22 protein-coding genes are annotated in these 25,075 nt (G+C 74.8%); 12 read left to right on the top strand and 10 right to left on the bottom strand.

The annotated features are described in order from the left end of the window. Positions 1-327: 327 nt before the first annotated feature. Positions 328-1,074, bottom strand: coding sequence for a PaaX family transcriptional regulator C-terminal domain-containing protein (locus tag AB0N63_RS15115; protein WP_365528976.1), 747 nt, complete (start codon positions 1,072-1,074; stop codon positions 328-330). A 69-nt stretch (positions 1,075-1,143) separates the two neighbouring features. Between AB0N63_RS15115 and AB0N63_RS15110 the strand changes: the two genes are divergently transcribed. After that, positions 1,144-2,880 carry an acyl-CoA dehydrogenase family protein gene (locus AB0N63_RS15110; RefSeq protein WP_365528974.1) on the top strand — a complete coding sequence of 579 codons (1,737 nt, stop codon included), beginning with the start codon at positions 1,144-1,146 and terminating at the stop codon, positions 2,878-2,880. 33 nt (positions 2,881-2,913) lie between these two features. Here AB0N63_RS15110 and AB0N63_RS15105 read toward each other — a convergent pair whose 3' ends face one another. After that, positions 2,914-3,552 (bottom strand): hypothetical protein, encoded by a 639-nt coding sequence (locus tag AB0N63_RS15105; RefSeq protein WP_365528971.1) that lies wholly within the window; start codon positions 3,550-3,552, stop codon positions 2,914-2,916. Between the two features lie 281 nt (positions 3,553-3,833). Here AB0N63_RS15105 and AB0N63_RS15100 point away from each other — a divergent pair, with 281 nt between their 5' ends. The 4 genes from AB0N63_RS15100 (at position 3,834) to AB0N63_RS15085 (ending at position 7,834) form a co-directional block, all read left to right on the top strand. Next, the gene (locus AB0N63_RS15100; RefSeq protein WP_365528968.1) at positions 3,834-4,919 is read left to right on the top strand and encodes an exo-alpha-sialidase; all 1,086 of its coding nucleotides are present in this window, start codon (positions 3,834-3,836) and stop codon (positions 4,917-4,919) included. A gap of 116 nt (positions 4,920-5,035) precedes the next feature. After that, positions 5,036-5,713 (top strand): uracil-DNA glycosylase, encoded by a 678-nt coding sequence (locus tag AB0N63_RS15095; protein ID WP_365528965.1) that lies wholly within the window; start codon positions 5,036-5,038, stop codon positions 5,711-5,713. Continuing rightward, positions 5,710-6,702, top strand: a complete 993-nt coding sequence (locus tag AB0N63_RS15090) for a BadF/BadG/BcrA/BcrD ATPase family protein (RefSeq protein WP_365528963.1) — start codon at positions 5,710-5,712, stop codon at positions 6,700-6,702. The genes AB0N63_RS15095 and AB0N63_RS15090 overlap by 4 nt, the downstream gene beginning before the upstream one ends. Positions 6,703-6,910: 208 nt before the next feature. Further along, the gene (locus AB0N63_RS15085; RefSeq protein ID WP_365528961.1) at positions 6,911-7,834 is read left to right on the top strand and encodes a hypothetical protein; all 924 of its coding nucleotides are present in this window, start codon (positions 6,911-6,913) and stop codon (positions 7,832-7,834) included. 146 nt (positions 7,835-7,980) lie between these two features. On the opposite strand, the gene AB0N63_RS15080 is transcribed toward AB0N63_RS15085, so the two are convergent. Continuing rightward, a complete protein-coding gene (locus AB0N63_RS15080) occupies positions 7,981-9,021 on the bottom strand; it encodes a lactonase family protein (protein ID WP_365528958.1) in 1,041 nt (346 codons plus the stop codon). Positions 9,022-9,177: 156 nt separating this feature from the next. Continuing rightward, entirely contained in the window at positions 9,178-10,674 is a 1,497-nt protein-coding gene (locus tag AB0N63_RS15075) for an FUSC family protein (protein ID WP_365528955.1), read from the bottom strand. Positions 10,675-10,979: 305 nt separating this feature from the next. Between AB0N63_RS15075 and AB0N63_RS15070 the strand changes: the two genes are divergently transcribed. After that, positions 10,980-11,456, top strand: coding sequence for an Lrp/AsnC family transcriptional regulator (locus AB0N63_RS15070; protein WP_365528952.1), 477 nt, complete (start codon positions 10,980-10,982; stop codon positions 11,454-11,456). A 137-nt stretch (positions 11,457-11,593) separates the two neighbouring features. Here AB0N63_RS15070 and AB0N63_RS15065 read toward each other — a convergent pair whose 3' ends face one another. Beyond that, positions 11,594-13,639 carry a BTAD domain-containing putative transcriptional regulator gene (locus AB0N63_RS15065; protein WP_365528950.1) on the bottom strand — a complete coding sequence of 682 codons (2,046 nt, stop codon included), beginning with the start codon at positions 13,637-13,639 and terminating at the stop codon, positions 11,594-11,596. A gap of 290 nt (positions 13,640-13,929) precedes the next feature. On the opposite strand from AB0N63_RS15065, the gene AB0N63_RS15060 reads away from it, so the two are divergent. Then, the gene (locus tag AB0N63_RS15060; protein ID WP_365528948.1) at positions 13,930-14,808 is read left to right on the top strand and encodes an alpha/beta hydrolase; all 879 of its coding nucleotides are present in this window, start codon (positions 13,930-13,932) and stop codon (positions 14,806-14,808) included. A gap of 83 nt (positions 14,809-14,891) precedes the next feature. On the opposite strand, the gene AB0N63_RS15055 is transcribed toward AB0N63_RS15060, so the two are convergent. Next, positions 14,892-15,686: a LysR substrate-binding domain-containing protein gene (locus AB0N63_RS15055; RefSeq protein ID WP_365528946.1), complete on the bottom strand. Its 795-nt coding sequence runs from the start codon at positions 15,684-15,686 to the stop codon at positions 14,892-14,894. Between the two features lie 58 nt (positions 15,687-15,744). Between AB0N63_RS15055 and AB0N63_RS15050 the strand changes: the two genes are divergently transcribed. Further along, positions 15,745-16,149, top strand: coding sequence for a DUF5997 family protein (locus tag AB0N63_RS15050; protein WP_365528943.1), 405 nt, complete (start codon positions 15,745-15,747; stop codon positions 16,147-16,149). A gap of 118 nt (positions 16,150-16,267) precedes the next feature. Here the strand turns inward: AB0N63_RS15050 and AB0N63_RS15045 are convergent, their stop codons facing one another. Genes AB0N63_RS15045 through AB0N63_RS15030 form a run of 4 tightly spaced genes read right to left on the bottom strand, consistent with a single transcriptional unit; the run spans position 16,268 to position 21,135 of the window. Then, positions 16,268-17,425: an XdhC/CoxI family protein gene (locus AB0N63_RS15045; RefSeq protein WP_365528941.1), complete on the bottom strand. Its 1,158-nt coding sequence runs from the start codon at positions 17,423-17,425 to the stop codon at positions 16,268-16,270. Further along, positions 17,418-19,559 carry a xanthine dehydrogenase family protein molybdopterin-binding subunit gene (locus AB0N63_RS15040; RefSeq protein ID WP_365528938.1) on the bottom strand — a complete coding sequence of 714 codons (2,142 nt, stop codon included), beginning with the start codon at positions 19,557-19,559 and terminating at the stop codon, positions 17,418-17,420. Before AB0N63_RS15040 ends, AB0N63_RS15045 begins: the two co-directional genes overlap by 8 nt. Then, complete coding sequence (locus tag AB0N63_RS15035; protein ID WP_365528935.1) at positions 19,556-20,548, bottom strand: xanthine dehydrogenase family protein subunit M; 993 nt, start codon at positions 20,546-20,548, stop codon at positions 19,556-19,558. Before AB0N63_RS15035 ends, AB0N63_RS15040 begins: the two co-directional genes overlap by 4 nt. Beyond that, the gene (locus tag AB0N63_RS15030) at positions 20,545-21,135 is read right to left on the bottom strand and encodes a 2Fe-2S iron-sulfur cluster-binding protein (RefSeq protein ID WP_365528932.1); all 591 of its coding nucleotides are present in this window, start codon (positions 21,133-21,135) and stop codon (positions 20,545-20,547) included. Before AB0N63_RS15030 ends, AB0N63_RS15035 begins: the two co-directional genes overlap by 4 nt. A gap of 281 nt (positions 21,136-21,416) precedes the next feature. Here AB0N63_RS15030 and AB0N63_RS15025 point away from each other — a divergent pair, with 281 nt between their 5' ends. The 4 genes from AB0N63_RS15025 to AB0N63_RS15010 all read left to right on the top strand — a co-directional run bounded on the left by AB0N63_RS15025 (position 21,417) and on the right by AB0N63_RS15010 (position 24,954). Next, on the top strand, positions 21,417-22,013 hold the full coding sequence (locus AB0N63_RS15025) for a TetR/AcrR family transcriptional regulator (protein WP_365528930.1): 597 nt from the start codon (positions 21,417-21,419) through the stop codon (positions 22,011-22,013). 215 nt (positions 22,014-22,228) lie between these two features. Then, positions 22,229-23,068, top strand: coding sequence for a patatin-like phospholipase family protein (locus tag AB0N63_RS15020; protein ID WP_365528927.1), 840 nt, complete (start codon positions 22,229-22,231; stop codon positions 23,066-23,068). A 287-nt stretch (positions 23,069-23,355) separates the two neighbouring features. After that, the gene (locus tag AB0N63_RS15015) at positions 23,356-24,030 is read left to right on the top strand and encodes a dienelactone hydrolase family protein (RefSeq protein ID WP_365528925.1); all 675 of its coding nucleotides are present in this window, start codon (positions 23,356-23,358) and stop codon (positions 24,028-24,030) included. Positions 24,031-24,075: 45 nt separating this feature from the next. Further along, the gene (locus AB0N63_RS15010) at positions 24,076-24,954 is read left to right on the top strand and encodes a universal stress protein (RefSeq protein ID WP_365528922.1); all 879 of its coding nucleotides are present in this window, start codon (positions 24,076-24,078) and stop codon (positions 24,952-24,954) included. Positions 24,955-25,075 lie beyond the last annotated feature (121 nt).

Raw genomic sequence — 25,075 nt, 5'->3', positions numbered from 1 at the left:
TGCTGGTCATCCCGCTCATCTCAGGGAACTCCAGGGTCCGCGTCCGCGCCACCGGCCGCGCCGCCCGCTCGGCCGGACGGCTCTCTCCGCCCCGGCGCGGCACGGCTCCCGCCGGGTCGACGGCGCCCGGCCGACAGCCGTCCTTCGCGCCCCCTGGACGTTCCTCCCGGGGCATTGCCCGGAGAGCGCAGCACGATCTCAGCAGCACGTCCGCGCCGCAGCCGGCGCGCACCGGCCGCCGGCCTGGCCGCGCTCGGCTTTCGGCGTGCATCAGCAGGGCATCACCACAAGGGATCCCGTACCGCGGCCCACACGGCGCCCGGTCGCTCACCGCCCCGCGTGGCCGAGCATCTCCTCGGTCAGCTCGCGCCGGTAGTCGGTGTAGGCGGCGCGCAGTTCCGGGCCGGGCCAGCGGCCGGGCAGCAGCGGGGCGGGCAGCACGGGGTCCGCCAGCAGGTGCCGTACCACCGCGGCGAGGGCGGTGAAGCGGTCGGCGGGCCGGTCGCCGCGCGCCACATGGGCGAGCAGTGCCCGGGCCGTCGCCGCCCACGCCTCCAGCGGCCACAGGCGGGCGGCGAGGTCCTCGCCCGGCTCCTCGGGCCGGGCGGTGAAGCGCCGGACCACGTCGTCCAGGTCGCCGGGCCAGGGGCGGCGCAGGTTGGCGGGGCGCAGCCAGACGCCCTCGCGGAGTTCGGCCAGCCGCAGGGCGGTCAGCCGGGTGCGCAGGGCGGCGCGTTCGGCGGGCCCGCGGCCGGTCGCCGTGACCACCGCCATCTCCCACGCGCCGGTCCAGTCGCGGGTGTGCGGGTGCACGGCCGCGTCCTGGCGGCGCTGGCGTTCCAGCAGGCGTTCGCTGAGGCGGTAGACGCCGTCCGCGCGCCGCAGATCGCCGGCGGCCACCATGCGGCTGAGCGCCGCCCGGAGGGTGGAGCCGCCGATCCCGAAGGGCTCGACGGCCCGCAGCAGGTCCCGTACCGGCAGTTCCGGCGGGTGCGTGCCCAGCAGCAGGCTGAGGACGACGGACCGCGCGGACAGCGGACGCAGGTCCACCGCGGTGGACTCGGAGGCGTTCATGGTCACGTACTGTACGGACGCGATGTTGCACTATTGCTACGGTCGCAGACGAACTGCAACACTGCCGGTATGGCTTCGACACTCGCGCACGAGCAGCAGGACCGGCGGGCCGCACGGCCCGCGCCGACGCCGCAGGACCGGGCCCTGGAGGAACGGCCGCAGCCGCCCGGGGCGTACGCCACGCACGACGTCACCAACCAGCCCCCGCCCCTGAGCCCCTACGACGCCGCCGAGGACGCCGCCCTGCTGGAGGGGCTGCGCCGGGAGGGCGCCGGATGGGCCGAGCAGGCCGTACGGCGGCTCGGCGCGCTGGCCGGGAGCGCCGAGGCGCAGGAGTGGGCGGAGCAGGCCGACCGGCACGAGCCGGAGCTGCGCACCCACGACCGGTACGGGCACCGAATCGACGAGGTGGACTTCCACCCGAGCTGGCACCACCTGATGCGGACCGCGGTCGCCGAGGGACTGGCCGGCGCACCGTGGGCCGACGGCCGGCCCGGCGCGCATGTGGCCCGTACGGCGGGCGGGCTGGTGTGGGGGCACACCGACGCCGGGCACGGCTGCCCGACCTCGATGACATACGCCGCGGTGCCCGCGCTGCGCGCCCAGCCCGACCTGGCCGCCGTCTACGAGCCGCTGCTGACCAGCAGGGTGTACGAGCCCGGGCTGCGGAGGCCGACGGACAAGCCGGGCCTGCTGGCGGGCATGGGCATGACCGAGAAGCAGGGCGGCTCGGACGTACGGACCAACACGACGGCGGCCGTGCCGACCGCCGAGCCCGGGGTGTACACGCTGCGCGGACACAAGTGGTTCACCTCGGCGCCCATGTGCGACGTCTTCCTGGTGCTGGCGCAGGCCCCGGGTGGGCTGTCCTGCTTCCTGGTGCCGCGCGTCCTGCCCGACGGCAGTCGCAACGCCTTCCGCATCCAGCGGCTCAAGGACAAGCTCGGCAACCGGTCCAACGCCTCCTGCGAGCCGGAGTTCGACGGGACGGTCGCCTGGCTGGTCGGGCCGGAGGGGCGGGGCGTCAAGACGATCATCGAGATGGTCAACTGCACCCGTCTGGACTGCGTGACGATGTCGGCGGCGCTGATGCGCAAGACGCTCGTCGAGGCGGGCCATCACACGCTGCACCGCCGGGCCTTCGGCGCGCGCCTGGCCGACCAGCCGCTCATGCGCAACGTGCTGGCCGATCTGGCGCTGGAGTCGGAGGCGGCCACGACGCTCACCCTGCGGCTGGCCGGCGCGGCGGACCGGGCGGTGCGCGGGGAGGGCCCCGGGGAGGTGGCGTTCCGGCGGATCGCCACCGCCGTCGGCAAGTACTGGGTCACGAAGCGGGGCCCGGCCTTCACCGCGGAGGCCCTGGAGTGCCTCGGCGGCAACGGCTACGTCGAGGAGTCCGGCATGCCCCGCCACTACCGCGAGGCGCCCCTGCTGTCGATCTGGGAGGGATCGGGCAACGTCAACGCCCTGGACGTGCTGCGGGCGCTCGGCCGCGAGCCCGGCGCCGCGGAGGCGCTGTTCGCCGAACTGTCCCTGGCGCGGGGCGCGGACGCCCGGCTGGACGCGGCCGTCACCGGCCTCAGGAACGGTCTCGGTGAGGCGTCTTCGTTCGGCGCGCGCCGCCTGGTGGAGCGGATGGCGCTGACCCTCCAGGCGTCGCTGCTGGTCAGGCACGCCCCGGCCGCCGTCGCCGACGCCTTCTGCGCGACCCGGCTCGGTGGCGAGGGCGGCCACGCCTTCGGCACCCTGCCGGACTCGGCGGACGTGGACACGATCCTGGGTCGGGCGCTGCCCGGGACGGTGTGAGCCGCCGCTGAGGCGAGGGGGGCGGCGGCGCGTTCAGGAAGGTCTGCGGCCCCACAGCGGGTCGAAGCGCGCCCACTCCACGTCCCACTGCTCCAGCCGCCGGCGTTCCAGACGGTCCCGCAGGAGGCGGCCGCAGGCGAGGGGCACGGCGGCTGCGCTCAGCCCGACCAGGCCGCCGATCGCCAGGGACCGGGCGCGGGCCTGGTTCACCGTCGGCGGCTGGGTCACCAGTCTGCCCGCGGGGTCGGTCCAGACGCTGACGGCCGCGCCGACGGCGCTGCCGGAGGCCACCCGGGTCCCGCCGGTGCGGGCCGTCCCGTCGGGCGCGGTCCAGCGCACCTCGCCCCACACCGAGGCGGGACGGCCGCCGCGGCCCTGTCCGGCGCCGGCGGCGCCGCTGTCGTCCCCGCCGCCGCCGGCGCCCCCCGCGGTGGCGGAGACCGGGCCGGAGGCCTTCTGCGTCACCAGGGCCACGGTGGGCCGCCACTCCTCACGCTCCTGGTCCAGCCCGTGCCGCACGCTGCGCCCGCCGGACCAGCCGACGAGGACGCCGACGGTGACGGTGAGGAGCCAGACGCCGAGCACGACCCAGGCCTCCACGGCGTCGGAACGGCGCTTGAGCGGGTTGCGGCGCCACCGCCAAAGCCGCACGCCGGGACCACGGAAGCCCATCGAGGCGTCCTCCTCACGTGTGCGCGGACAGGCCGGACCGCTCTTCCATACGGAAGGCGGCCCCGCGATGCTCACGCCGGGTTCCCCCGGCCGCCGGTCCCATGGCCGCGAGGCTCCGGCACGACCGGTCGAGCGGCCCGTCGCACGACCGTCCGGCGTACCGACCATGCCGCTCCGACCTGCGACGACGCCGTCGCGCCGGTGACTGTCAGTGGTCAGGTGCAGACTGGCGGGTGTCCGGGACGAAGACGTCCGGGACAAGTGTCGTGGAGGTGATCGGCATGACCGAGGTACTGCTCGCCGTGGGCACCCGCAAGGGTCTGTTCATCGGACGGCGGCGCGCCGGCGACTGGGAGTTCGACGACCGTCCCCACTTCAACGCCCAGTCCGTGTACTCGGTCGCGATCGACACCCGCGGCCCCGTCCCCCGGCTGCTGGCCGGCGGCGACAGCGCGCACTGGGGCCCGTCGGTGTTCCACTCCGACGACCTGGGGCGCACCTGGACGGAACCGGCCCGCCCCGCGGTGAAGTTCCCCAAGGACACCGGCGCCTCGCTGGAGCGGGTGTGGCAGCTCCATCCGGCGGCGGCGGAACCGGAGGTGGTGTACGCGGGCACCGAGCCCGCCGCCCTGTACCGGTCCGAGGACCGCGGCGAGAGCTTCGAGCTGGTGCGCCCGCTGTGGGAACATCCCACGCGGTCGAGATGGGTGCCGGGCGGCGGCGGTGAGGGTCTGCACACCGTGGTGACGGACCGGCGCGATCCGAACGCCGTGACGGTCGCCGTGTCGACCGCCGGGGTGTTCCGCACCTCGGACGGCGGGGCGAGCTGGTCCCCCGCGAACCACGGCGTCTCCGCCGTGTTCCTGCCGGACCCGGACCCGGAGTTCGGCCAGTGCGTCCACAAGGTCGCCCAGGACTCGGCCGACCTCGACCGGCTGTACCTGCAGAACCACTGGGGCGTGTACCGCAGCGACGACGGCGGCGCCCACTGGACGGACATCGGCGAGGGGCTGCCCTCGACGTTCGGCTTCGCCGCGGCCGCCCATCCGCACCGCGGCGGGACGGCGTACGTCTTCCCGATCAACGCCGACGCGGACCGGGTGCCGGCCGGCCGTCGCTGCCGGGTGTTCCGCACCCAGGACGCGGGCCGCAGCTGGGAGCCGCTGTCGGCGGGCCTGCCGCAGGAGGACCACTACGGCACGGTGCTGCGCGACGCGCTGTGCACCGACGACGCCGACCCGGCGGGCGTCTACTTCGGCAACCGCAACGGCGAGGTGTACGCCTCGGCGGACGACGGCGACAGCTGGCGGCAGCTGGCCGCGCATCTGCCGGACGTGCTGTGCGTGCGCGCGGCGGTGATCGGATGACGACGTCGGGCGTCCTCGGTCCGCATCCGGCGCCGGACGCACCGCTTCGGTCGTCTTCGGCCGGTGTCCGGCAACCGCTTGATCATCGCCCGGTGCCCGGCAGTAGGGTGACGCCCGTGGCACCACGACCCCTGCACGAAATCGTCGAAGCCGGCTGGGCCAAGGCCCTGGAACCCGTCGCCGGACGGATCGCCCAGATGGGCGACTTCCTGCGCGCGGAGATCGCCGCGGGACGCACCTACCTCCCGGCCGGGGCGAACGTCCTGCGCGCCTTCCAGCAGCCCTTCGACGACGTACGCGTCCTGATCGTCGGCCAGGACCCGTACCCGACCCCGGGGCACGCGGTGGGGCTGTCGTTCTCGGTGGCGCCCGAGGTGCGCCCGCTGCCCGGCAGCCTCATCAACATCTACCGCGAGCTGACCAGCGACCTGGGGCTGCCCCAGCCGTCCTCCGGCGATCTGACGCCGTGGACGCGGCAGGGCGTGCTGCTGCTCAACAGGGCGCTCACCACGGCCCCGCGCAAGCCGGGCGCCCACCGCGGCAAGGGCTGGGAAGAGGTCACCGAGCAGGCGATCCGGGCGCTGGCGGCGCGCGGCAAGCCCCTGGTGTCGATCCTGTGGGGCCGTGACGCCCGCAACCTCCGCCCGCTGCTGGGCGATCTGCCCTCGGTGGAGTCGGCCCACCCCTCCCCCATGTCCGCCGACCGCGGCTTCTTCGGCTCCCGTCCGTTCAGCCGCGCCAACGACCTGCTGATCGGGCAGGGCGGACAGCCCGTGGACTGGCGTCTGCCGTGACGGGCGGTGCGGCGGCCGGTCCGGCAGGGTTCCTCGCCGTCGACTCCGGCGGCTCCGGTGTCCGGGCCGTCGTCGGGGTGCCCGGCCGGGGACCGCTCGCCGAGCGCCGGTCCACGGAACCGGTGCGCACCGGGGACCGCGGCATCGACCCCGGGCACCTGATGGCCCAACTGGTGCCCATGGCCCGGGCGTTGACCGCCGAGGCCGGGGTGGGCCGGCTGGCGTCCGCCGTCGTGGGGGCCGCCGGGTTCGCCACCCTGGGCGACGCCCTGCGCGCCGAGCTGCCCGGCGCGCTGGCGCGCGAACTGGGCGTGCGTGAGGTCGCGTTGGCCGCCGACGCCGTCACCGCCTATGCCGGTGCGCTCGGTTCACGTCCCGGCGCGGTGATCGCCGCCGGGACGGGGCTGATCGCGCTCGGCACCGATCTGGCCGGCTGGCGGCGCGCGGACGGCTGGGGGCATCTGCTGGGCGACTGCGGCGGCGGGGCGTGGATCGGCCGGGCCGGGCTGGAGGCCGCGCTGCGCGCCCACGACGGACGCGACGGCGGTTCGGCGGCGCTGCTGGCCCGCGCCGAGGAGGCGTTCGGGCCGATGCGCGAACTGCCCGGCCGGCTCTACCCGCGCCCCGACCGCGCCGCCGTCCTCGCCTCCTTCGCCCCCCAGGTGGCCGCCTGCGCCGCCGGCGACCCGGTCGCGGCCGGAGTGCTGCGCGCCGCCGCCCGGCACATGGCCGAGTCGGCCGCCGCCGTGTGTCCGCCGGGGGGCGAGCCGCTCGTCGCCCTCACCGGGGGCCTCTTCAAGATGGGCGACCCGCTGCTCCTCCCGCTGGAGCGGGAGCTGACCCTGCGGCTGCCGCACGCGCGGCACGTCGCCGCCGAGGGCGATCCGCTGCACGGCTCCGCGCGCATCGCGGCCGAACTGGCCGAGGGAGCGCTCACCCTGCCGGGTGACGAGAAGATGCTGTACGTCCCACCGGCACAAAGGGACTGATCCCCCGACCGATCGCCCACATCCCGACGTGTCGAGCACGCGTCGGACAAGTGCGCCGATGTCCTGGGCGAGTTGTCTCTTCCGAGCCTTTTGCGCACATCGAACACGCTTGATCAGTACGTAACCCATCAGACAAAACCGGACGGAAACCGCTCACCTGCACCCTCCCCGAACAGGGGCACCGCGAAAGCCAGTAACATGCGGCGCCATGAGCTCCCCCACTGGGCCCGCGTCCGGCCTGCCAGTACGAATGCCGCGCCCCCGCCAGCCCGGACGGCACCGCCGACCCGAACCGCTGGCGGCTCCCGAGGGCGCGCCCGCGCTCGTCCTCGCGGTGCCGGGTACGCCCGGCGCCGCCACGCGCGGCCTCGCCGAGGAGGTCGTGAGCATCGCCCGTTCCGAGCTGCCCGGCCTCGACGCCCTGATCGGGTACGTGGACGGCGACGACTCGGAGTTCCCGACCCTGCAGTCCGTACTCTCGCGCGCGGCCGACGAGCGCACCGCCCGCTACGAGCAGGCCCTCGCGGCCGGCGTCGAGGCCAAGGAGCCCGACGGCCCGGTGGCGGTCGTCGTGCCGCTGCTCGCCGGCCCGGACAGCGCGCTGCTGCGCCAGGTCCGCCAGGCCGTCATGGACAGCCGGGTCGCGGCCGAGCTGACCGACGTCCTCGGCCCGCACCCGCTGCTCGCCGAGGCGCTGCACGTCCGGCTGTCGGAGGCAGGGCTGGCCCGCGCCGACCGCGCCCGGCTGTTCACCGTGGCGACCGCGGCGGACGGCATCATCCTGGCCTCGGTCGGCGGCGACGAGGCCGTGCAGGCCGCCGGGATCACCGGCATGCTGCTGGCCGCCCGCCTCGCCGTCCCGGTGATGGCCGCCGCCCTGGACCAGGAGGGCTCCATCTCGGCCGTCGCCGAGCAGCTGCGCTCCTCCGGCTCCCAGCAGCTGGCCCTGGCGCCGTACCTGATCGGCCCGGAGATCGACGCGGAGCTGGTCGTCGCCGCCGCCAAGGAGGCGGACTGCTCCGCCGCCGAGGCGCTCGGCGCCTACCCGGCGATCGGCAAGCTCGCCCTGGCCAAGTACACGACGGCCCTGGGCATCGCGCCGCAGCAGCCGCAGGGCACACCGGTCCACTGATCTCGGCGCAGCCGCGCAACCCGGGCACGACGCACGGACGTACGACCGCGTGAACGCGGTGGAGGGCCCGCTCCGCACAGCCGGGGCGGGCCCTTCGTCATGCCGCGGACCGGGCCTCGCTGCGGGCGGGGCCGTACGGGCGCGGCTCAGCCGAAGACGACGCAGGAGGCCGCCGGCACGCGCACCGCGCCGACTCGCTCCGGCACTCCCGTCGCCGGGTCCACGGCGAACCAGGTCACGTCCCCGGAACGCTCGTTCGCGACGTACAGGAAGCCGTCGGACCAGGTGAGCGCCCGCGGCCAGTGGCCGCCGCACGGCACCGTGGCGGTGCGCGCCAGCCCTTCGCCGTCCCCTTCGACGGCGAAGACGGACAGCACGTCCTCGCCGCGCGTGGCGATCCACAGGAAGCGGCCGTCCGGCGCGACCACGATGCCCGAGGGGTAGGCGTCGCCGGCCGGGGTGTCCGGCAGGACCGGCGTCTCGGCCAGCGGCTTGAGCGAGCCGGCGACCGCGTCCCAGCGGCAGACCGTGACGGTGGGCGTGAGCTCGTTGACCACGTAGGCGTGCCGGCCGTCCGGGTGGAAGGCCAGGTGGCGGGGGCCGGAGCCGGGGCGCAGCGCGATCTCCCGGTGCAGCTCGGGCTTGCCGTCCGTCAGCGTGCACACCCGTACCGAGTCGGTGCCGAGGTCGACGCTGACGGCCCAGCGGCCGCTGGGGTCGGGCTGCACCTGGTGGGCGTGCGGGCCGCGCTGGCGGCGCTCGTTCGGTCCGGAGCCGCTGTGCCGGAGCTGTCCGGAGGGGGCGCCGCCGAGGCGTCCGTCGGCGCGGACGGGGACGGCGGTGACGCTGCCGGAGCCGTAGTCGGCGGTGAGGACGTGGCCGTCGAACAGGCTCAGGTGGGTGGGTCCGCTGCCGTCGAGCCGCACGGGCGGGCCGGCGAGTTCGAGCGTCTCCCCCTTCACCCGGTACGCGGCCACCGCGCCCTCGGCGGTCTCGCTGACCGCGTAGAGCGTGTTCCCGTCGGGCGACAGAGCCAGGTAGGAGGGGTCGGCGACGCTGTCCGCGCTGGTCAGCGGGGTCAGGGACCCGCCGTGCTCGGCCACGGCCGCGGTGACGAGGCCGGGGCCGCCCGCCGCCGTGAACGATCCGATGAACGCCCGCCGTGCCCGCCTGCCGCCGTCCGACACCGCTGTCCCCTCTCGGTCGACCCGTTGCGGTGACCGTAGCAGCCGATCATGGGCGGTCTAGACCAAGACGGCGGACGTGTTCCCTTCCCGCGCGTGTCACCGGCTCCCCGGGCACGGGGCCGTCCGGATCCGAACGCCTCAGCGCCCCCGTGCGGCTCAGGCGCCGACCAGAGGGGAGCCCGAGGGAGCGCGCAGGGGTGCGGACAGCTCCGTGAGGGCGCGTTCCAGGCCGTGCAGATGGGCGAGTGCGCCGACGTCCGCGGCCGGGCGGGCGGTGACGTCGGCGACCGGTTCGGCGCCACCCCCGGTCAGCGCCTCCACGGCGGCTTCCACGCGCCAGCAGGCGGCGGCCAGCCGGGCGTCGTGGGATGCCTCCGGGTCGGCGGCCACGGCGACCAGGCCGCGGATCTCGCGGGCGCAGTCGTCGAGCAGCCGCAGCACCTGCCGGGCGCGCCGCTTGCGGCCGAGCATCGGGTTCAGCGGGTGGACGAGCGGCGCGACGGACAGCCGTACCCGGCCGAGCAGCTGTTCCAGCTCGGCCGCCCGGGGTACGGGGTCGGCGTCCGCCGTGCCCGCGAGCCGGGCGGCCGCCTCGGCGGTGCAGGCGTGGACGCAGCGCAGGGCGCGCTGGATCCAGGCGTCCGTGACGGCGTGGGTGCTGACCGGCAGCACAAACAGCACGGCCAGCCAGGCGCCGAGCGCACCGACGGCGGTCTCGCCCAGGCGCAGCGCGAGCAGCCCCGGGGTCAGTACGCCGAGGAGGCCGTAGAGCGAGGTGGCGAGCACCGTGACCCAGAGCATCATCCAGGTGTACGACACGGCGGCCGTGTAGAAGATGCCGAAGACGCTCACGGCGACGAGCAGGGCGGTGGGCAGCCCGGCCCCGTGCAGCGGTGCGACGACGAGGACGCCGAGGCCGATGCCGAGCACCGTGCCGAGGACCCGGCGGAATCCGCGGACCAGGGTCTCGCCGCGCGAGGCGGTGTTCACGAAGACCCACCAGGTCGCGCCGACGGCCCAGTACCAGCGCTGTCCCGACATCAGTTCGCCCGCGACGAGCGCAAAGCCGGCGCCGGCGACCGCCTGCACGGCCTGCCGGGTGGTCACCCGGGCCAGCCCGGTGCCGCCCGGCGGCGCGGGCGCCGCGGCCGGGGGCAGCCGGCGTTCGTAGCACCACAGCCCGAAGCGGACCCCCGCCGCGCTGAGCACCGACAGGACGACGGCGACGGACAACTCGGGCAACTGGCCCGGCGTGGCGTGCAGGAACTGGGCCACGAAGAAGGTCATGAACGCGAACACGCCGAGGCTGTGACCGCGCGGCCCCCAGCGGCGCGCGTACACGCCGGCCCCGACCACGGCGAGGAGGACCAGGTCACGCAGGAGGGGCTGGGCGTGCAGCGCGGACGCGGCGGCGAGGACGGGGATGCCGACGACCGGCAGCAGCGCGGTGGTGACGGCCTGGCCGCGGACCGTGGGGTCGGCGACGGTGAACAGGGCCAGCAGCGCGGCGAGCCCGCCGGTGACGGCGCCGGTGAGCGAGTGTCCGGCCGCGGCGCAGACGAGGACCGCCAGGCCGATGCCGAGGACGGCCCGGGCGGCGAAGCGCAGCCGCGTCCGCCCCGGGTCCGGAGCCGTGAACACCCTCTTCAGCACTGCTGACCGCCCCCTTGGAGTACATGGGGTGCCGCGGGACGCCTCATGTGCGCGGCACCTGGACACCGAACGAAAAAGGCGCCGCGGGGATCCGCAGCGCCATCGACGTGTCCATCACAGCATCACGACGGCCTCTGGCTCAAGTGACCTGCATTCTACTGGGCCATTGGCTCAACGCGGCGGGTCGGGTACCCGCTGATCACAGGCCAATGGACGACACCTGATGGTCCAAACTGTCCGCCCGCTGCTGAGCCATTGGTACAGTCGACGTCGATCAACGCACATATCTGGAGGCCGGCGCCGTCATGGCCGTGGACGAACTCGACACCCGCATCCTGCGGCTGCTCCTGGACCAGCCCCGCACCAGCGTGCGCGAGTACGCCCGCATCCTCGGCGTCGCGCGCGGCACGCTCCAGGCCCGGCTGGACCGGCTCGAACGGGACGGTGTGATCACCGGCACGGCGCCCGCCCTCTCCCCCGCCGCGCTGGGGCATCCGGTGCTCGCGTTCGTGCACATCGAGGTGACCCAGGGCCATCTGGACGACGTCGGGGACGCGCTGGCCGGGGTGCCGGAGATCGTCGAGGCGTTCTCCATCACCGGCGGCGGCGATCTGCTGACCCGGGTGGTGGCGCGGGACAACGCCCATCTGGAGGACGTGATCCAGAAGCTGATCAGTCTGCCGGGCGTGGTCCGCACCCGCACCGAGGTGGCCCTGCGCGAACGCGTCCCGCACCGGATGCTGCCGCTGGTGGAGTCGATCGGGCGGACGGCGCGCAGGTGAGGCGCGGGGGGCCCGCGTGAGCCGGCCGGACGGTCCGTGAGTGAGCTGGGGCGTACGACCCGCGAGTGGGCTCGCGAGCGCGGTCCGAGGGGCGGGGTGCCGGTTCGGGGAGGTGAGGCGCGAGCGGGGCCCGGCGGTCAGGGCGCCGGTTCGCCGAGCGCGGCGGTGATCTCCGCCAACCAGCGGTCGACCGGTCCGAGGGTGACCAGGCCGCTGCCCGCGCCCGCCAGTTCGCCGGCGGCCGGTCTCAGCCGGGCACGGGTCCGTTCCAGCGCGGCCCGGTCACCGAGTTCCAGGGCGACGGCCGCCTCCAGACAGCACAGGGCCTCGTAGAACAGGTCGGCGGGCGGTTCGGACAGGCCCTCAAGCGCGGACCTGGCCTCGGTGCGGCGCCCCTCGCCGAGCAGGGCGAAAGGCCGGGCCCAGGGCCGGTACGGTCCCCAGTCCGCTCCCGGGTCCATCGCACCGGCCGCCTCCAGGGCCGCCCCGGGACGATCGGCCAGGCGCAGACAGAGCAGCGCCAGCGGGAGCAGCCCGGTCGCCAGGCCCGGCATCCCCGCACCGTCCAGGAGCCCGGCGGCCGACCGTACGGCCCGCTCGTCACCGGCCTCCATCGCGTGGTACCAGCCGGTGAACACCGCCACCAGCGGACGTTCGTTCCGCTCGCCGAGTCGGTCGGCGGCATCGGCGTGCGCCCGGGCGCCGGCGCGGTCGCCGAGCGCGGCGCGGGCCTGCATCCGCACGAGACGTCCCAGCACCTCGTAGTTCGTCAGCCCGTGCCGCGCCGACAGAGCCACCAGTTCCTCGCCGATCGCGTCCCGCCGGGCGGCCAGACCGGCCCGCGCGCAGGACTGCATGAAGCGGCCGTTGAGGGCGAAGGCGAGGAGCGCGGGATCGTCCAGCCGCCGGGCGAGTGTCTCCGCCTCGACCGCGGCCCGCGGTCCCCGGGCCGACCGGGTGCCGCGCGATTCCAGGGCGACGGTGGCGAGCAGCCGGCACCGGTCGGCGTCGTGCGCGGGCCCGGGCGGCAGGGCGGCGAGGGTGCGCTCGGCGGCGGCGACGATCCGCCGGGCGGCCGGCGGATCGTCGCTGCGGGTCCAGATCGCGGGAATGTCGTAGGCGCCGATGATCCGGGCGGTCAGAACGGGGTCGCCCTGCTCCTCGGCGGCGTCGACCACCGCCGTCCGCTGCTCGCACGCCGCCGAAAGACCGCCGCCCCCGGCGAGGGCGAGGCCGCGCAGCAGTCCGACCGTCGACTCCAGTCGCGCCCGGGACCCGGCGGCGACGGCACGGTCGTACGCCTGTGCGGCACGGTTCCACAGGGTCACCGCGGCGGCCGTCTCTCCGGGCGTGTCCAGGTCGGGGCTCTGGGCGAGCACGTCCGCCTCCAGGCGGCGCAGTGCGGGACCCGGATCGACGCCGAGCTGTTCGGCCAGGGTGGTGCGGGCGCGGCGCAGTACGGCGAGGGCGTCGCCCTGCCGGCCCGTGCGGTACAGCGCGAGCGCCAGCAGCCGCCAGGCCTCCTCACGCCACGGATGTCCGGTGACGTGGGCCTCCAGGTCAGGAACGGCTTCCGCCGCCCGGCCGAGCGCCAGGCGGACGCCGCTCCGCTGTTCCTCGGCGCTCAGGCGCAGCTCGGCGAGGCGGGCACGCTCGGAACGGGACCAGTCCTCGTCGGCGAACTCGGCGTAGGCCGGGCCCCGCCACCACGCCAGGGCCTGTTCGAGCCGGTCGAGGGCCTCTTCGGGCGGCAGACGGGCGGCGTCGGCCACGGCCGTCTCGAACCGCCAGGCGTCCACCGTGTCCGGCGCGGTCCGCAGCGCGTACCCGGGCCCGTCGGTGACCAGCAGACGGGCGGGAGCGCGGGGCGGGCGGTCAGGTTCGAGGGCGCGGCGCAGGGCGGCGACGAAGGTCTGCAGTGCGCCGACGGCGCCGGCCGGTGGTTCCTCCCACAGGTCCGCGACCAGCCGGGCGACGGGGACCACGCGACGGCGGGCGACGATCAGCCGCGCCAGTACGGCGCGGTGGCGTGGCCCCTTCAGGTCCAGCGGCACCTTCCGGGCCGGCGGTTCCTCGGGGTCCGGCGACCCGCTCGGGTGCAGCGGCTCCCTCGGGTTCAGCGGGCCCTCGTCTCGCTCGGCCACCACCGGCCCGAGGACACCGAACCGGACCCTGTCCGCCATCGTCCGCCTTCCTTTCGTCCGCCCGGCCGGTGATCGGTCGCAGCGTGTCCACGGTAGTGAGCGGTGCGGGCGCGCGGCGCGGTGCGTTCATGCGTGCGGCTCGGCGCGTACGGGCGGTCCGTGCGGCGCCGGGCGTGCGAACGGCGCGACGCGGGCTCGCACGCGCACCGTTCATCCTCCGACCTTGTGTGCTGATTGTCCGCTGATCGGGAGGCGGCAGGCTCGGTGGCACCGGTCGAGCCGACCGTCCCGCCCTTACCACCAGCCCTACCTGAGGAGAGGCATCACCGATGACACCCGCCATCCCCGGTTTCGACCTGCGCCGCGTACCCGTCGCCGACGGGGTCGAACTGACCACGGCCGTAGGCGGCTCGGGTACTCCCGTCATCCTGCTGCACGGCTTCCCGCAGACCCATCTGATGTGGCGGCACGTGGCCGCCGACCTCGCCGCCGATCACACCGTGATCTGCCCCGACCTGCGCGGATACGGCGCCAGTGACAAGCCGGCCGACACCGAGGGGACGACGTACGCCAAGCGGACCATGGCCGCGGACGTGGTGGCACTGGCCCGCGCTCTCGGCCACGAGCGGTTCGCCCTCGCCGGCCACGACCGCGGCGCCCTGGTGGCCTTCCGCGCGGGTCTCGACCATGCGGACCGGGTCACGCACCTGGCCCTGCTGGACGTCCTGCCCACCCTCGACATGTGGGACGTCCTGCACGGGGCCTCGGCCGCCGTGGCGTTCCACCTCTATCTGACGGCCCAGCCGCCGGGCCTGCCCGAACGGATGATCGCGGCCGCGGCGGACGACTTCTTCGGATACTTTCTGGACGCCTGGACCCAGTCCCCGGAAGCACTGCCGACCGACGTGCGGGCCGCCTACCTCGCGGCCTGCCGCGCCGCCGTGCCCTCGATCGTGGCGGACTACCGGGCCTCGGCCGGCATCGACACGGCCCACGACCGTGCGGACCGCGACGCCGGGAACCTGCTGACCATGCCCGTCTCCGTCCTCCAGCAGGACTGGGGCGCCGCTCTCGGCTACGACGCCGCCGCGCTGTGGCGGGCGTGGGCGCCGGACCTGCGCCACACCACGGTCACCTGCGGACACTTCATGGCCGAGGAGGCTCCGGGAGAGGTGGTGAAGGCGCTGCGGGACCTGCTGGCCCGATGACCCACCGAGGCACGGTACGGCCCAGGTCCGTGCTCTGCGGAGCCCGCCCGGCCTCCCCGCGCGGCCCCCTCAGCGGACACGCCTCAGGATCGGCGACGTGAGCCTCCTTGGCGGCCGCCGCCCCTGGTGCCTTTGGTCCCCTTGGGGTTCCTGGCGCCGCTCTTCTGGCCGGTCGCCGACCTGCCGCCGCGCGTGGTCGCGGGCTTCCGGCGGGTGTTCTTCTCCTGTCCCTGGCCGTCCTTGGAACGCTCCCCGTCCTGGGCGCGGGTGCGTCCCCGGGTGCTGTTGACGGTGCGGCCTCGGACGATGCCGATGAAGTCCTCGACCAGGTCCGTGGTCGCCTCCTCCGGCCACGTCAGCGCGACGCCCGACTGGGGGGCGTCGGCGACCGGCCGGTAGGTGAGGTCCCGGCGGTGGTAGAGGCGGGCCAGGGACTGCGGCACCACGAGCACGCCCACCCCGGCCGCCACCAGTTCCACGGCGTCCTCGGTGGTGGCCGGGCGCTCGAACGCCGGCTCCCCGGGCGGCTGCTCCCAGCCGAGCACGTCGTCCAGGGGGTGGAAGACGACCTCCTCGGCCAGGTCGGCGACCGTCACCTCCTCCACAGCCGTCAGCAGATGGTCCTTGGGGACCACGACGACGGTCGTCTCGGTGTAGAGCGGGATCGCGCTGAAGAACGTGCGGTCCACCGGCAGCCGCAGGATGCCCGCGTCCGCCGCGCCGTCGCGCAGGGTCGCGGGCGCGTCGGCGGCCGGTACCTGGACGAGGGTGAGCGGGACGTCGGGCAGGCGCTCGTTCCAGATCCGCACCCACTTGGCGGGCGTCACCCCGGGGACGTACGCGAGCCGGAACGTGGGGGATGTCTCCGAGCCTGTCACCCCGCCAGGTTACCCGCCGTGGTCAGAGCTCTCTCCGGCGGTCGATAGTCTGGACACCATGAAGTCGCACCAGACCGCCCAGACCATGAAGGCCGCCACCGCGGCGAAGAAGCTGGGTGTGTACCTCCCCGCCACGCCCGCGGAGTTCCAGCAGGGCGTCGTCTCGCGCGCCGAGCTGAACCAGCTGCAGGCCGATCCGCCCGAGTGGCTGCGGGAACTGCGACGCAACGGTCCCCACCCGCGCCCCGTCGTCGCGGCCAAGCTCGGCGTCTCCATCGCCGGTCTCGCGCGCGGCGGGATCACCGAGGCCCTCACCACGGACCAGATCGAGGCGCTGAAGCAGGAACAGCCCGAGTGGCTGGAGAAGGAGCGGGCCACTCAGGCCGAGGTCCGCAAGGAGGCCGCCCGACTGAAGGCCCGGGACGCCGAACGCGCCGAGCAGGACGACGAGCCCCGCTCCTGACCAGCCCTCTTCGTGACGAGCCCCGGCCCGGCGCGGTCCCTGACGAGGCCCGTTCCTGAGAGGGGCCGGGCCGGCTCCCGGCGGCCCGCTGTTCCGCTCGGCCGGCATTCGTACGGCCTCAGGCCGCCCGGGTGTCGGTCCGGTGCCTCCTCACCTCCCGGTGGATCGGCGTGCCGGACCCGGTCAGCGGAACACCTGTTCCGCCGTGCCGGGCCGCGACGATCTCCGCCGCGATCGACAGCGCTGTCTCCTCCGGTGTGCGGGCGCCGAGGTCCAGGCCGATCGGCGACCGCAGCCGGGCCAGCTCCCGTTCGCCCAGTCCGGCCTCGCGCAGCCGCCGCTCACGGTCGGCGTGGGTGCGGCGCGAGCCCATCGCCCCGACGAACGCGACCGGCATCCGCAGCGCGGCCTCCAGCAGCGGTATGTCGAACTTGGCGTCGTGAGTGAGGACGCACAGCGCGGTACGCGTGTCGGTCGCGGTGCGCCGCAGATAGCGGTGCGGCCAGTCGACCACGATCTCGTCGGCGTCCGGGAAGCGGGCCCGGGTGGCGAAGACCGGACGGGCGTCGCACACGGTCACGTGGTACCCGAGGAACTTGCCCGCCCGCACCAGTGCCGCGGCGAAGTCGACCGCCCCGAAGACGATCATGCGGGGTGGTGGCATGTTCGACTCGACCAGCAACGTCAGTCCGCCCGGGCAGCGCGCCCCGTCCTCCGACAGCTCCACCGTACCGGTACGGCCGGCCTCCAGAAGCGCTCCCGCCTCGGCCGCCGCGGCGCGGTCCAGTTCCGGGTCCCCGGTCAGGCCTCCTGCGCGTGATCCCTCGCAGGTCCCGTCCGGCCGGACCAGCAAGGCGGCGCCGGCCAGGCCGGCCGGTCCCCGGACGACCCGGGCGAGGGCGGCGGGCTCACCCCGGACGGCGGCCGACAGCGCCGCCCGGACCACCGGCCGCACGGGGGACGCCGCGTGGACCGGGGTGACCAGGACGTCGATGGTGCCGCCGCAGGTCAGGCCGACGGCGAAGGCGTCCTCGTCGCTGTAGCCGAACCGTTCGAGGACCGTCTCGCCGTCCTCGAGGGCCCGCAGGCACAGTTCGTAGACCGCTCCCTCCACGCAGCCTCCGGAGACCGAACCGACCGCCGTGCCGGCGCTGTCCACGGCGAGGGCGGCGCCGGGGTCGCGCGGCGCGCTGCCGCCGACCGCCACGACGGTGGCGACGGCGAAGTCCCGGTCCTCCGCCATCCAGCGGTGCAGCTCAGCGGCGATGTCAAGCATCCGGCGCTCCCGTCACCGCCTGGAGGACGCGGTCGGGGCGGATGGGCAGGTCGCGGTGACGGACGCCGGTGGCGTGCCAGACCGCATTGGCGATCGCCGCCGCGGCGCCGACGATGCCGACCTCTCCGATGCCCTTGAGCCCGACCGGGTCGTCCGGATCGGGGTCTGCCACCCAGTCGGCCTCGATGTCCGCCACGTCGGCGTTGGTCGCCACGTGGTAGCCCGCCAGATCGGCGCCGTAGAGGCCGCCGGTGGCCGGGTCGCGGACCGCCTCCTCGTGCAGGGCCATGGAGATGCCCCAGATCATGCCGCCGAGGAGCTGGCTGCGGGCCGTGAGCGGGTTGACGATCCGGCCGGCGGCGAAGATGCCGAGCATCCGGCGCACCCGTACCTCTCCGGTGGCGACGTCGACCGCGACCTCGGCGAACTGCGCCGCGAAGGAGTGGCGTTCCTTCTGGGTGAGCGCCTGGAGCGCCTCGGTGGTGTCGGACCGTACCGTGATGCCCTCGGGCGGGATGTCGGCGCCGAGCGCCAGCCGCTCCCTCAGTTCGCTCGCCGCCGCCGTGACCGCCCAGCCCCAGGAGCGGGTGCCCATGGAGCCGCCGGCGATCCACGCGGGCCCGAAGTCGCTGTCGCCGATCCGCACCTGGACCCGGTCGGGGGTGACGCCCAGGGCGTCGGCGGCGAGCAGCGTGAGCGCGGTGCGGGCGCCGGTCCCGATGTCGGCGGCGGCGATCCGCACCGTGAACGTGCCGTCCGCCTCGGCCGTGGCGACCGCCGTGGACGGTGCGGCTCCGGCGGAGAAGGAGCCGGCGGCCGTGCCGGTGCCGATCAGCCAGCGCCCGTCGCGGCGCACTCCGGGACGCGGGTCCCGGTCCGCCCAGTCGAAACGGCGGGCGCCCTCCTCGAAGCAGGCGCGGAGGTTGCGGCTGCTGAAGGGCAGTCCGGAGACGGGGCCGCGCTCCGGTTCGTTGCGCAGGCGCAGTTCGATGGGGTCCAGACCACACTTCTCGGCGAGCTCGTCGAACGCCGACTCCAGGGCGAAGGAGCCCGGGGCCTCACCGGGGGCGCGCATGAACGTCGGGGTCGGCACGTCCAGCCGCACCACGCGGTTCGCGGTGTGGTGGGCCTCGGCGCCGTACATCACCCGGGCCGGGCCCGCCGCCGGTTCGACGAAGTCGAACACGGTCGAGGTGACGTTGACGGCGCTGTGCTCCAGGGCGCGCAGCCGCCCGTCGGCGCTCGCGCCGAGCCGGACCCGCTGGACGGTGGGGCTGCGGTAGCCGGTGAGCGAGAACATCTGGCGGCGGGTCAGGACGACGCGGACCGGTCGGCCCACGGCGCCCGCGGCCATCACCGCGGCGACCTGGTGTGCGCGCACTCCCTTGCTGCCGAAGCCGCCGCCGACGTGCTCCGAACGCACCCGCACGGCGTCCGGGGCGAGGGAGAACAGCTTCGCCAGCTCGTTGCCCACCCAGGTGGCGCCCTGGTTGGAGTCGATGACTTCGAGTCGGCCGCCGTCCCACAGGGCGGTCGCCGCGTGCGGCTCCATCATGCTGTGGTGTTCTTCAGGGGTGGTGTACTCGGCGTCCAGGACGACGTCGGAGGCGGCGAGTTCGGCTTCCAGGTCGCCCTTCTCCGTCACCGCCGGCATGAATCCGTCCACGGGGCGGACGTCCGGGCGGGTGGCGGAGAACGCCACGTCGTGCGGCTCCCGTTCGTAGTGGACGACCAGCGCCTCGGCGGCCTCCCTCGCCTGTTCGGGGGTCTCGGCGACGACCAGTGCCACGGGCCAGCCGAGGTGGGGCACGCGGTCGTGCTGGAAAACGGTCCAGGTGGGGTCCGGCGGGGTGCCCAGGGTGCCGATGTAGTCGGTGTTCAGGCGCGGCGCGTTGCCGTGGTGCAGGACGGTGATCACGCCGGGCGTCCGGAGGACGGATTCGACGTCGAGGGAGAGGATGCGGCCACGGGCGACGGTGGACACGGCGAGCCAGCCGTGGGCGAGGCCGGCGAAGGGGATCTCGCCCGCGTAGCGGGCCGTTCCGGTGACTTTCTCGTAGCCCTCGACCCGGGTGTGAGCCGTCCCCGCCGAGCGCTTCGGGGTGGTGGGCGTCCCGGTCGTCGTGGTGGTCATCGGGCGGCCTCCTCGGCCAGTTCGGTCAGGACGGCCACGATGAGGTTGCGCATCAGGGTCACCTTGTATCCGTTGTGGGACAGCGGCCGGGCGGCGGCGAGTTCGGCGTCCGCCGCGGCGGCGAACGTCTCGCCGTCGGCCGGTGCTCCGGCCAGCACCCGTTCGGCCGCGCGGGCCCGCCACGGCCGGGAGGCGACCGCTCCCAGGGCCAGGCGCGCCTCGCGCACTACGCCGTCCTGTACGTCGAGCGCGGCGGCGACGGAGCCGATCGCGAACGCGTAGGAGGCACGCTCGCGCACCTTGCGGTAGCGGGAGCGGGCGGCGACGGGAGGAGGCGGCAGGGTGACACCGGTGATCAGTGCGCCCGCCGGCAGGGCCGTCTCGAGGTGCGGGGTCTCGCCGACCGGCAGATAGAAGTCGGCGAGGGGCAGTTCGCCGGGGCCGTCGGGGGTCTCGTAGGCGACGACGGCGTCGAAGGCGGTCAGCGCGACGCCCATGTCGGAGGGGTGGACGGCCACGCAGTGCTCGGAGGCGCCCAGGACGGCGTGGTTGTGATGCTCGCCCTGGATCGCCGGGCAGCCGCTGCCCGGGAGGCGCTTGTTGCACGGCTGGGTGACGTCGGTGAAGTAGTCGCAGCGGGTGCGCTGGAGCAGATTGCCGCCGACGGTGGCCATGTTGCGCAGTTGCCCGGAGGCCCCGGCCAGCACGGCCTGTGTCAACGCGGGGTAGGAGCGGCGTACTTCGGGGTGGACGGCCAGGTCGCTGTTGGTGACGGTCGCTCCGATGCGCAGGCCGCCGTCCGCGGTGTGCTCGATCCCGTCGAGCGGGAGTTCCCGTACGTCGACGAGACGGGCAGGTCGTTCGACGCCGGTCTTCATCAGGTCGACCAGGTTGGTTCCCCCGCCGAGGAAGCGGGCGTCCGGGTCGGCGCCGAGCAGGGCGAGGGCGCCCGCGACGTCGTACGCCCTCTGATAGCCGAACTCCCTCATGCCGCGGCCTCCCGGTGTGCTGTGGTCGTGTTCTCGCCGGTCGACGCGGTGTGCGCCGCGGCCGCCCGGGCGACTGCCTGGGTGATGGCGACGTAGGCACCGCAGCGGCACAGGTTGCCGCTCATCCGCTCCCGGATCTCGTCGGGGGTCAGGGGCGGCGGGCCCGCGTCGGGGCGCACGTCGTCGGTGACGGCGCTCGGCCAGCCGGCCGCGTGCTCCTCGAGCACGGCGATGGCGGAACAGATCTGTCCCGGCGTGCAGTAGCCGCACTGGTAGCCGTCGAGGTCGAGGAAGGCCTGCTGCACCGGGTGCAGTCGCTCGCCCTCGGCGACGCCCTCGACGGTGGTGATCTCACGGCCCTCCGCCGCCACCGCGAACTGCAGACAGGCCACGGTGCGGCGGCCGTCGACCAGCACGGTGCAGGCGCCGCACTGTCCTTGGTCGCAGCCCTTCTTGGTGCCGGTGAGATCCAGTCGCTCCCGCAGAGCGTCCAGCAGGGTGGTGCGGTGATCGACGGTCAGCGCGTGCTTCTCGCCGTTGACGTTCAAAGTGATGCCGCTGTGCGTGGGCGACGGAACCGGGTCCATGATCAGCTTCTTTCGCGTATCCGGAAGTGCGCCGGAGGGAGGCCGCCGGCGGACGGACGATTCGGAGGACAAGCGGAACAGGAGAGTCGAAGAACCGAGGAAGAAGAACCGGGGAACTGGGTCGAGGAGTCTGGCGACTGGCAGGACACCGCAGATGGCGCGAAAGCGCTGCCCGCCACTATGGTGGTGCGAAACGGACAGCTGTCCGCTATCTGAAAACTAGCGGACAGCTGTCCGCTTAGCAAGACCGGGTGTGCCGTCGCCACCCGCGAGGAGGACGAGTGCGGCACGAGAAGAACGCGCCCAAGCGCTCGGACGCGCAGCGCAACCGCGAGAGCATCCTGGAGGCGGCGGTGGCGGAACTGACCCGCTGCGCGGACGCCCCGCTCAGCCTCATCGCCAAGAAGGCCGGGGTCGGACAGGGCACCCTTTACCGTAACTTCCCCAGCCGCGAGGCACTCGTCCTGGAGATCTACCGCCACGAGGTGCAGCAGGTCGCCGACAGCGCGGTCCAGTTGCTGGCGAGCCTGGAGCCCGACCGGGCCCTGCGGGAGTGGATGGACCGGCTGGCCCGGTTCGCCATGACCAAGGCGGGCCTGGCCGACGCGATCCGCCAGGCCACCAGCGCCCCCGGCAGCCCGGGGAAACCGGGGAACAGGCCGGTGACCGAGGCGGCCGAACTCCTGCTCCGGGCGGGTGAGGAGGCCGGCACCGTGCGGCCCGGCGTGACCGGGGACGACTTCCTGCTCGCCATCGCCGGCATCTGGCAACTGGACCCGCACAGCGACTGGCAGCCGCGCGCCGCCCGTCTGCTGGACCTCGTCATGGACGGCCTGCGCGCCGGAGCGCCCGCGGCCCGCACGGCCCGGCCGAACTGAGGGCCCGCCGCCCCGGCCGACCGGTCCGCACCGACTGGGCACCGGCGCCTCGACCGGCAGGACCGGCGGAACCGGCAGGACCAGCGAGGCGGGCATGACCGACGGGACCGATCGAGAGTCGCGGCCTGTGCCGTCCCCGACCGACCGACTAGGGTTCAGTCGAACGCGCGAATGATCAAACGCGCGGACGATGCACAGGTGTCGAGGAGGCGGGCATGACCGAGGCGTTGGTGCTGGGCGGGGGCGGTGTCGGGGGCATCGCCTGGATCACCGGGCTGCTGACGGGGCTCGCCGACAAGGGGCAGGACGTGACGGGCGCCGACCTGATCGTCGGCACCTCAGCGGGGTCGGCCGTCGCGGCCCAACTGGGCAGCGGACTGTCCCTGGAGGAGCTGTACGCCCGGCAGGTCGAGCCTTCGTCGCAGGCCGCCGAGATCATGGCAGAGCTGGACCTGGAGTCCTTCGCGGCGCAGCTCGGCGCCGCGCTGACCAGCGGCGACGGACCGCGGATGCGGCGTGCCGTCGGGGAACTGGCACTGCGCGCCGAGACCGTGCCGGAGGCGGAGCGGCGGGCGGTGATCGAGTCGCGGCTGCCGCGGCACGAATGGCCGACGCGCCGGCTGCGCATCGTGGCGGTGGACGCCGGGAGCGGCGAGGCCCGGGTGTTCGACGGCGCCTCGGGCGTGAGCCTGGTCGACGCGGTCGCCGCGAGCTGCGCGGTCCCGGGCGTCTGGCCGCCCGTGACCATCGGGGGCCGCCGGTACGTCGACGGCGGCGTCCGGTCCATGGCCAACGCCGACTACGCGGCCGGAGCCTCGCGCGTCCTGGTGATCGTGCCGATGGGCACGGTGGAACCGTTCCCGAGCGAGACGCCGCTGGAGCGGGCCCTCGCGGAACTGCGCGCCCAGGGCGCCGAGGTCGCGGTGATCGAACCGGACGAGGCCTCCAAGGCCGCGATCGGCACGAACCCGCTGGACCCGGCCACCCGCACCCCGGCCGCCGAGGCGGGGCGCGCACAGGGACGTGCGCTGACGATCGAGTGGGCGCGCGGCTGAGAGGGTGCGCCGGGCGGCCGGTGGGCGCGCCCTCGCGGAGCGCCTCCGGCCACGTACCGGACCGGCGTGCGTGGCCCGTCTCGGGCTGAACGGGTGAACGATCCCCCGCATCCTTCAGCGCGTCCGCGCCGGCCTGACGCAGTGGGCGGACCGTTGTCGCCGTACGGCGCGGTCTCCGCACGCGCCCGGCGGTCCAGGTGATCCGGTTGCCGTCCGGACGGGTACCCGGCGAGCGGCGGAGTGCTTCCCAAGGGAGCATGGAGCCGAGCGACCCGGGAGTGATGCCCATGTTGTCCGATACGGTGTCGATGCCCGCCGACCGTGTGACGCTCGAGGGCGACCTCTCCGTTCCGGAGTCCGCCGAGGCGGTGGTGCTGATCCCGCACGACGTCGACACGTCCCGGCGGGACCCGCACAGCCAGGCGATCGCCACCCGCCTCCGCGCGGCCGGTTGGGGGACCCTGCTGGTGGATCTCCTCAGCGAGCGGGAGGACCGCGGGGGCACGGAGCGCGGAGAACAGGTATTCGACACGGGGCTGCTGGCCCGCCGCTTGGTGGCCGCCGTCGACTGGCTCGGGGCGCAGCCCGGCACCCGGGCGCTGCCGGTCGTTCTGTTCGGGTGCGGCACCCAGGCGGCCAGCGTGCTGGAAGCCGCCGCGGAACTGCCTGACCGGGTGCTGACGGTGGTGCTGTGGGGCGGACTGCCCGATCCGACGGCCGACACGGTCCGGCGCCTGAGGGTGCCGGTGCTGTTCGTCGCGGGCGGCCGGGAACCGGGCGTACTGCGGCTGACCGAGAAGGCGGCCCGGCGGCTGCACGCGCCGCACGAGGTGCGCGTGGTGCCCGAGGCCACGCATCTCTTCCAGGGCACGGACGTGCTCGACCAGGTCACCGGCATCGCCGATGAGTGGTGCGCCGAACGTCTGCGGGCCTCGCGGGCGGCCGCCCGGCCGGGGCGGTGACCCCTTCGGCGTCCACGATCCGGCGTCTACGCTCTTGGAGGAACGATGACTGACGAGCACCGTGGCCCGGTCCTCGTAGCGGTCGACGACACGGCGCACTCCTGGCTCGCCGTGGAGTGGGCGGCCACGGAAGCGGCGTTGCACGGGCTGACGTTGCGGCTCGTCCACTCCGTGGGCCCCGGTCCCGAGATCGGGTACGACGAGACGGGCGCCGGTCTCACGGAGCAGGTGTTCGAGGCGGTCACCGGCATGCTGGAGGACGCCCGGAGCCGGATCGCCGTCGCCCATCCCCAGCTGCCGGTCGACACCGTCCTCGTCCACGGTCGTCCGGCGGAGGCCGTCCTGGACGCGGCAGCGGACGCGGACGCCGAGGTCGTCGTCCTCGGCACCCGTGGCCGCGGCGGTTTCGCCGGACTGCTGCTGGGCTCGGTGAGCATGAAGGTCGCCGCGCACGCGGACCGGCCCGTCGTCGTCGCCCGTGGCCAGGTGGAACGAGCCGTGGGTGACGACATCGTGGTCGGCGTCCGCGACGAGCGCGACGAGGCGGCCGTACGGTTCGCCCTCGCCGAAGGAGGCGTGCGCCGGGCCACGGTGCGCCTGGTGCACGCCTGGTCGCCACTGCGTGAGGCCGGGCTCATGGTGCCGCAGGTGGGCCATGTGGATGAGGAGCAGCGCAGTCATGCCGAGTTGCTGAACCGGGTCGCCCGTGCCGCCGCCGAGGACTTCCCCGGGGTGCGGGTGGCCACCGAGCTGGCCGTGGCGTCGTCGCCGGCCTCCGTGCTGGTGGACGCCTCCAGGGAGGCCGGCCTCGTGGTGCTGCCGCGCCATCCGGCCGAGGGCGGACTCGGTCTGCCCCTGGGCACGGTGACGCACGCCGTGCTGCATCACGCGAACTGCCCGGTCGCCGTCGTGCCGGTGCGGTAGCACGTCCGTGGGCCGGGCCGGTTGCTCGTGAGCAACCGGCCCGGGCCCCCGCCCCGACCCGCGACCGCAGACCGGGAGAACCCCCGCGCGCGGGGGGGCGAGTAAACCGGGCACCCGGTCG

The organism is Streptomyces sp. NPDC093260 (genome assembly GCF_040683715.1).
GTDB classification, from domain to species: Bacteria; Actinomycetota; Actinomycetes; order Streptomycetales; family Streptomycetaceae; genus Streptomyces; species Streptomyces sennicomposti.
The sequence above is the reverse complement of the archived record's forward strand: the minus strand, read 5'-3'. Positions and strand labels throughout refer to the sequence as shown.

What these genes read in the sequence shown, in the direction of transcription:
- AB0N63_RS15115 (WP_365528976.1), bottom strand. Translation starts at nt 1,074, where the DNA reads ATGAACGCCTCCGAGTCCACCGCGGTGGACCTGCGTCCGCTGTCCGCG.
- AB0N63_RS15110 (WP_365528974.1), top strand. Translation starts at nt 1,144, where the DNA reads ATGGCTTCGACACTCGCGCACGAGCAGCAGGACCGGCGGGCCGCACGG.
- AB0N63_RS15105 (WP_365528971.1), bottom strand. Translation starts at nt 3,552, where the DNA reads ATGGGCTTCCGTGGTCCCGGCGTGCGGCTTTGGCGGTGGCGCCGCAAC.
- AB0N63_RS15100 (WP_365528968.1), top strand. Translation starts at nt 3,834, where the DNA reads ATGACCGAGGTACTGCTCGCCGTGGGCACCCGCAAGGGTCTGTTCATC.
- AB0N63_RS15085 (WP_365528961.1), top strand. Translation starts at nt 6,911, where the DNA reads ATGAGCTCCCCCACTGGGCCCGCGTCCGGCCTGCCAGTACGAATGCCG.
- AB0N63_RS15070 (WP_365528952.1), top strand. Translation starts at nt 10,980, where the DNA reads ATGGCCGTGGACGAACTCGACACCCGCATCCTGCGGCTGCTCCTGGAC.
- AB0N63_RS15065 (WP_365528950.1), bottom strand. Translation starts at nt 13,639, where the DNA reads ATGGCGGACAGGGTCCGGTTCGGTGTCCTCGGGCCGGTGGTGGCCGAG.
- AB0N63_RS15060 (WP_365528948.1), top strand. Translation starts at nt 13,930, where the DNA reads ATGACACCCGCCATCCCCGGTTTCGACCTGCGCCGCGTACCCGTCGCC.
- AB0N63_RS15050 (WP_365528943.1), top strand. Translation starts at nt 15,745, where the DNA reads ATGAAGTCGCACCAGACCGCCCAGACCATGAAGGCCGCCACCGCGGCG.
- AB0N63_RS15045 (WP_365528941.1), bottom strand. Translation starts at nt 17,425, where the DNA reads ATGCTTGACATCGCCGCTGAGCTGCACCGCTGGATGGCGGAGGACCGG.
- AB0N63_RS15040 (WP_365528938.1), bottom strand. Translation starts at nt 19,559, where the DNA reads ATGACCACCACGACGACCGGGACGCCCACCACCCCGAAGCGCTCGGCG.
- AB0N63_RS15035 (WP_365528935.1), bottom strand. Translation starts at nt 20,548, where the DNA reads ATGAGGGAGTTCGGCTATCAGAGGGCGTACGACGTCGCGGGCGCCCTC.
- AB0N63_RS15030 (WP_365528932.1), bottom strand. Translation starts at nt 21,135, where the DNA reads ATGGACCCGGTTCCGTCGCCCACGCACAGCGGCATCACTTTGAACGTC.
- AB0N63_RS15020 (WP_365528927.1), top strand. Translation starts at nt 22,229, where the DNA reads ATGACCGAGGCGTTGGTGCTGGGCGGGGGCGGTGTCGGGGGCATCGCC.
- AB0N63_RS15015 (WP_365528925.1), top strand. Translation starts at nt 23,356, where the DNA reads ATGTTGTCCGATACGGTGTCGATGCCCGCCGACCGTGTGACGCTCGAG.
- AB0N63_RS15010 (WP_365528922.1), top strand. Translation starts at nt 24,076, where the DNA reads ATGACTGACGAGCACCGTGGCCCGGTCCTCGTAGCGGTCGACGACACG.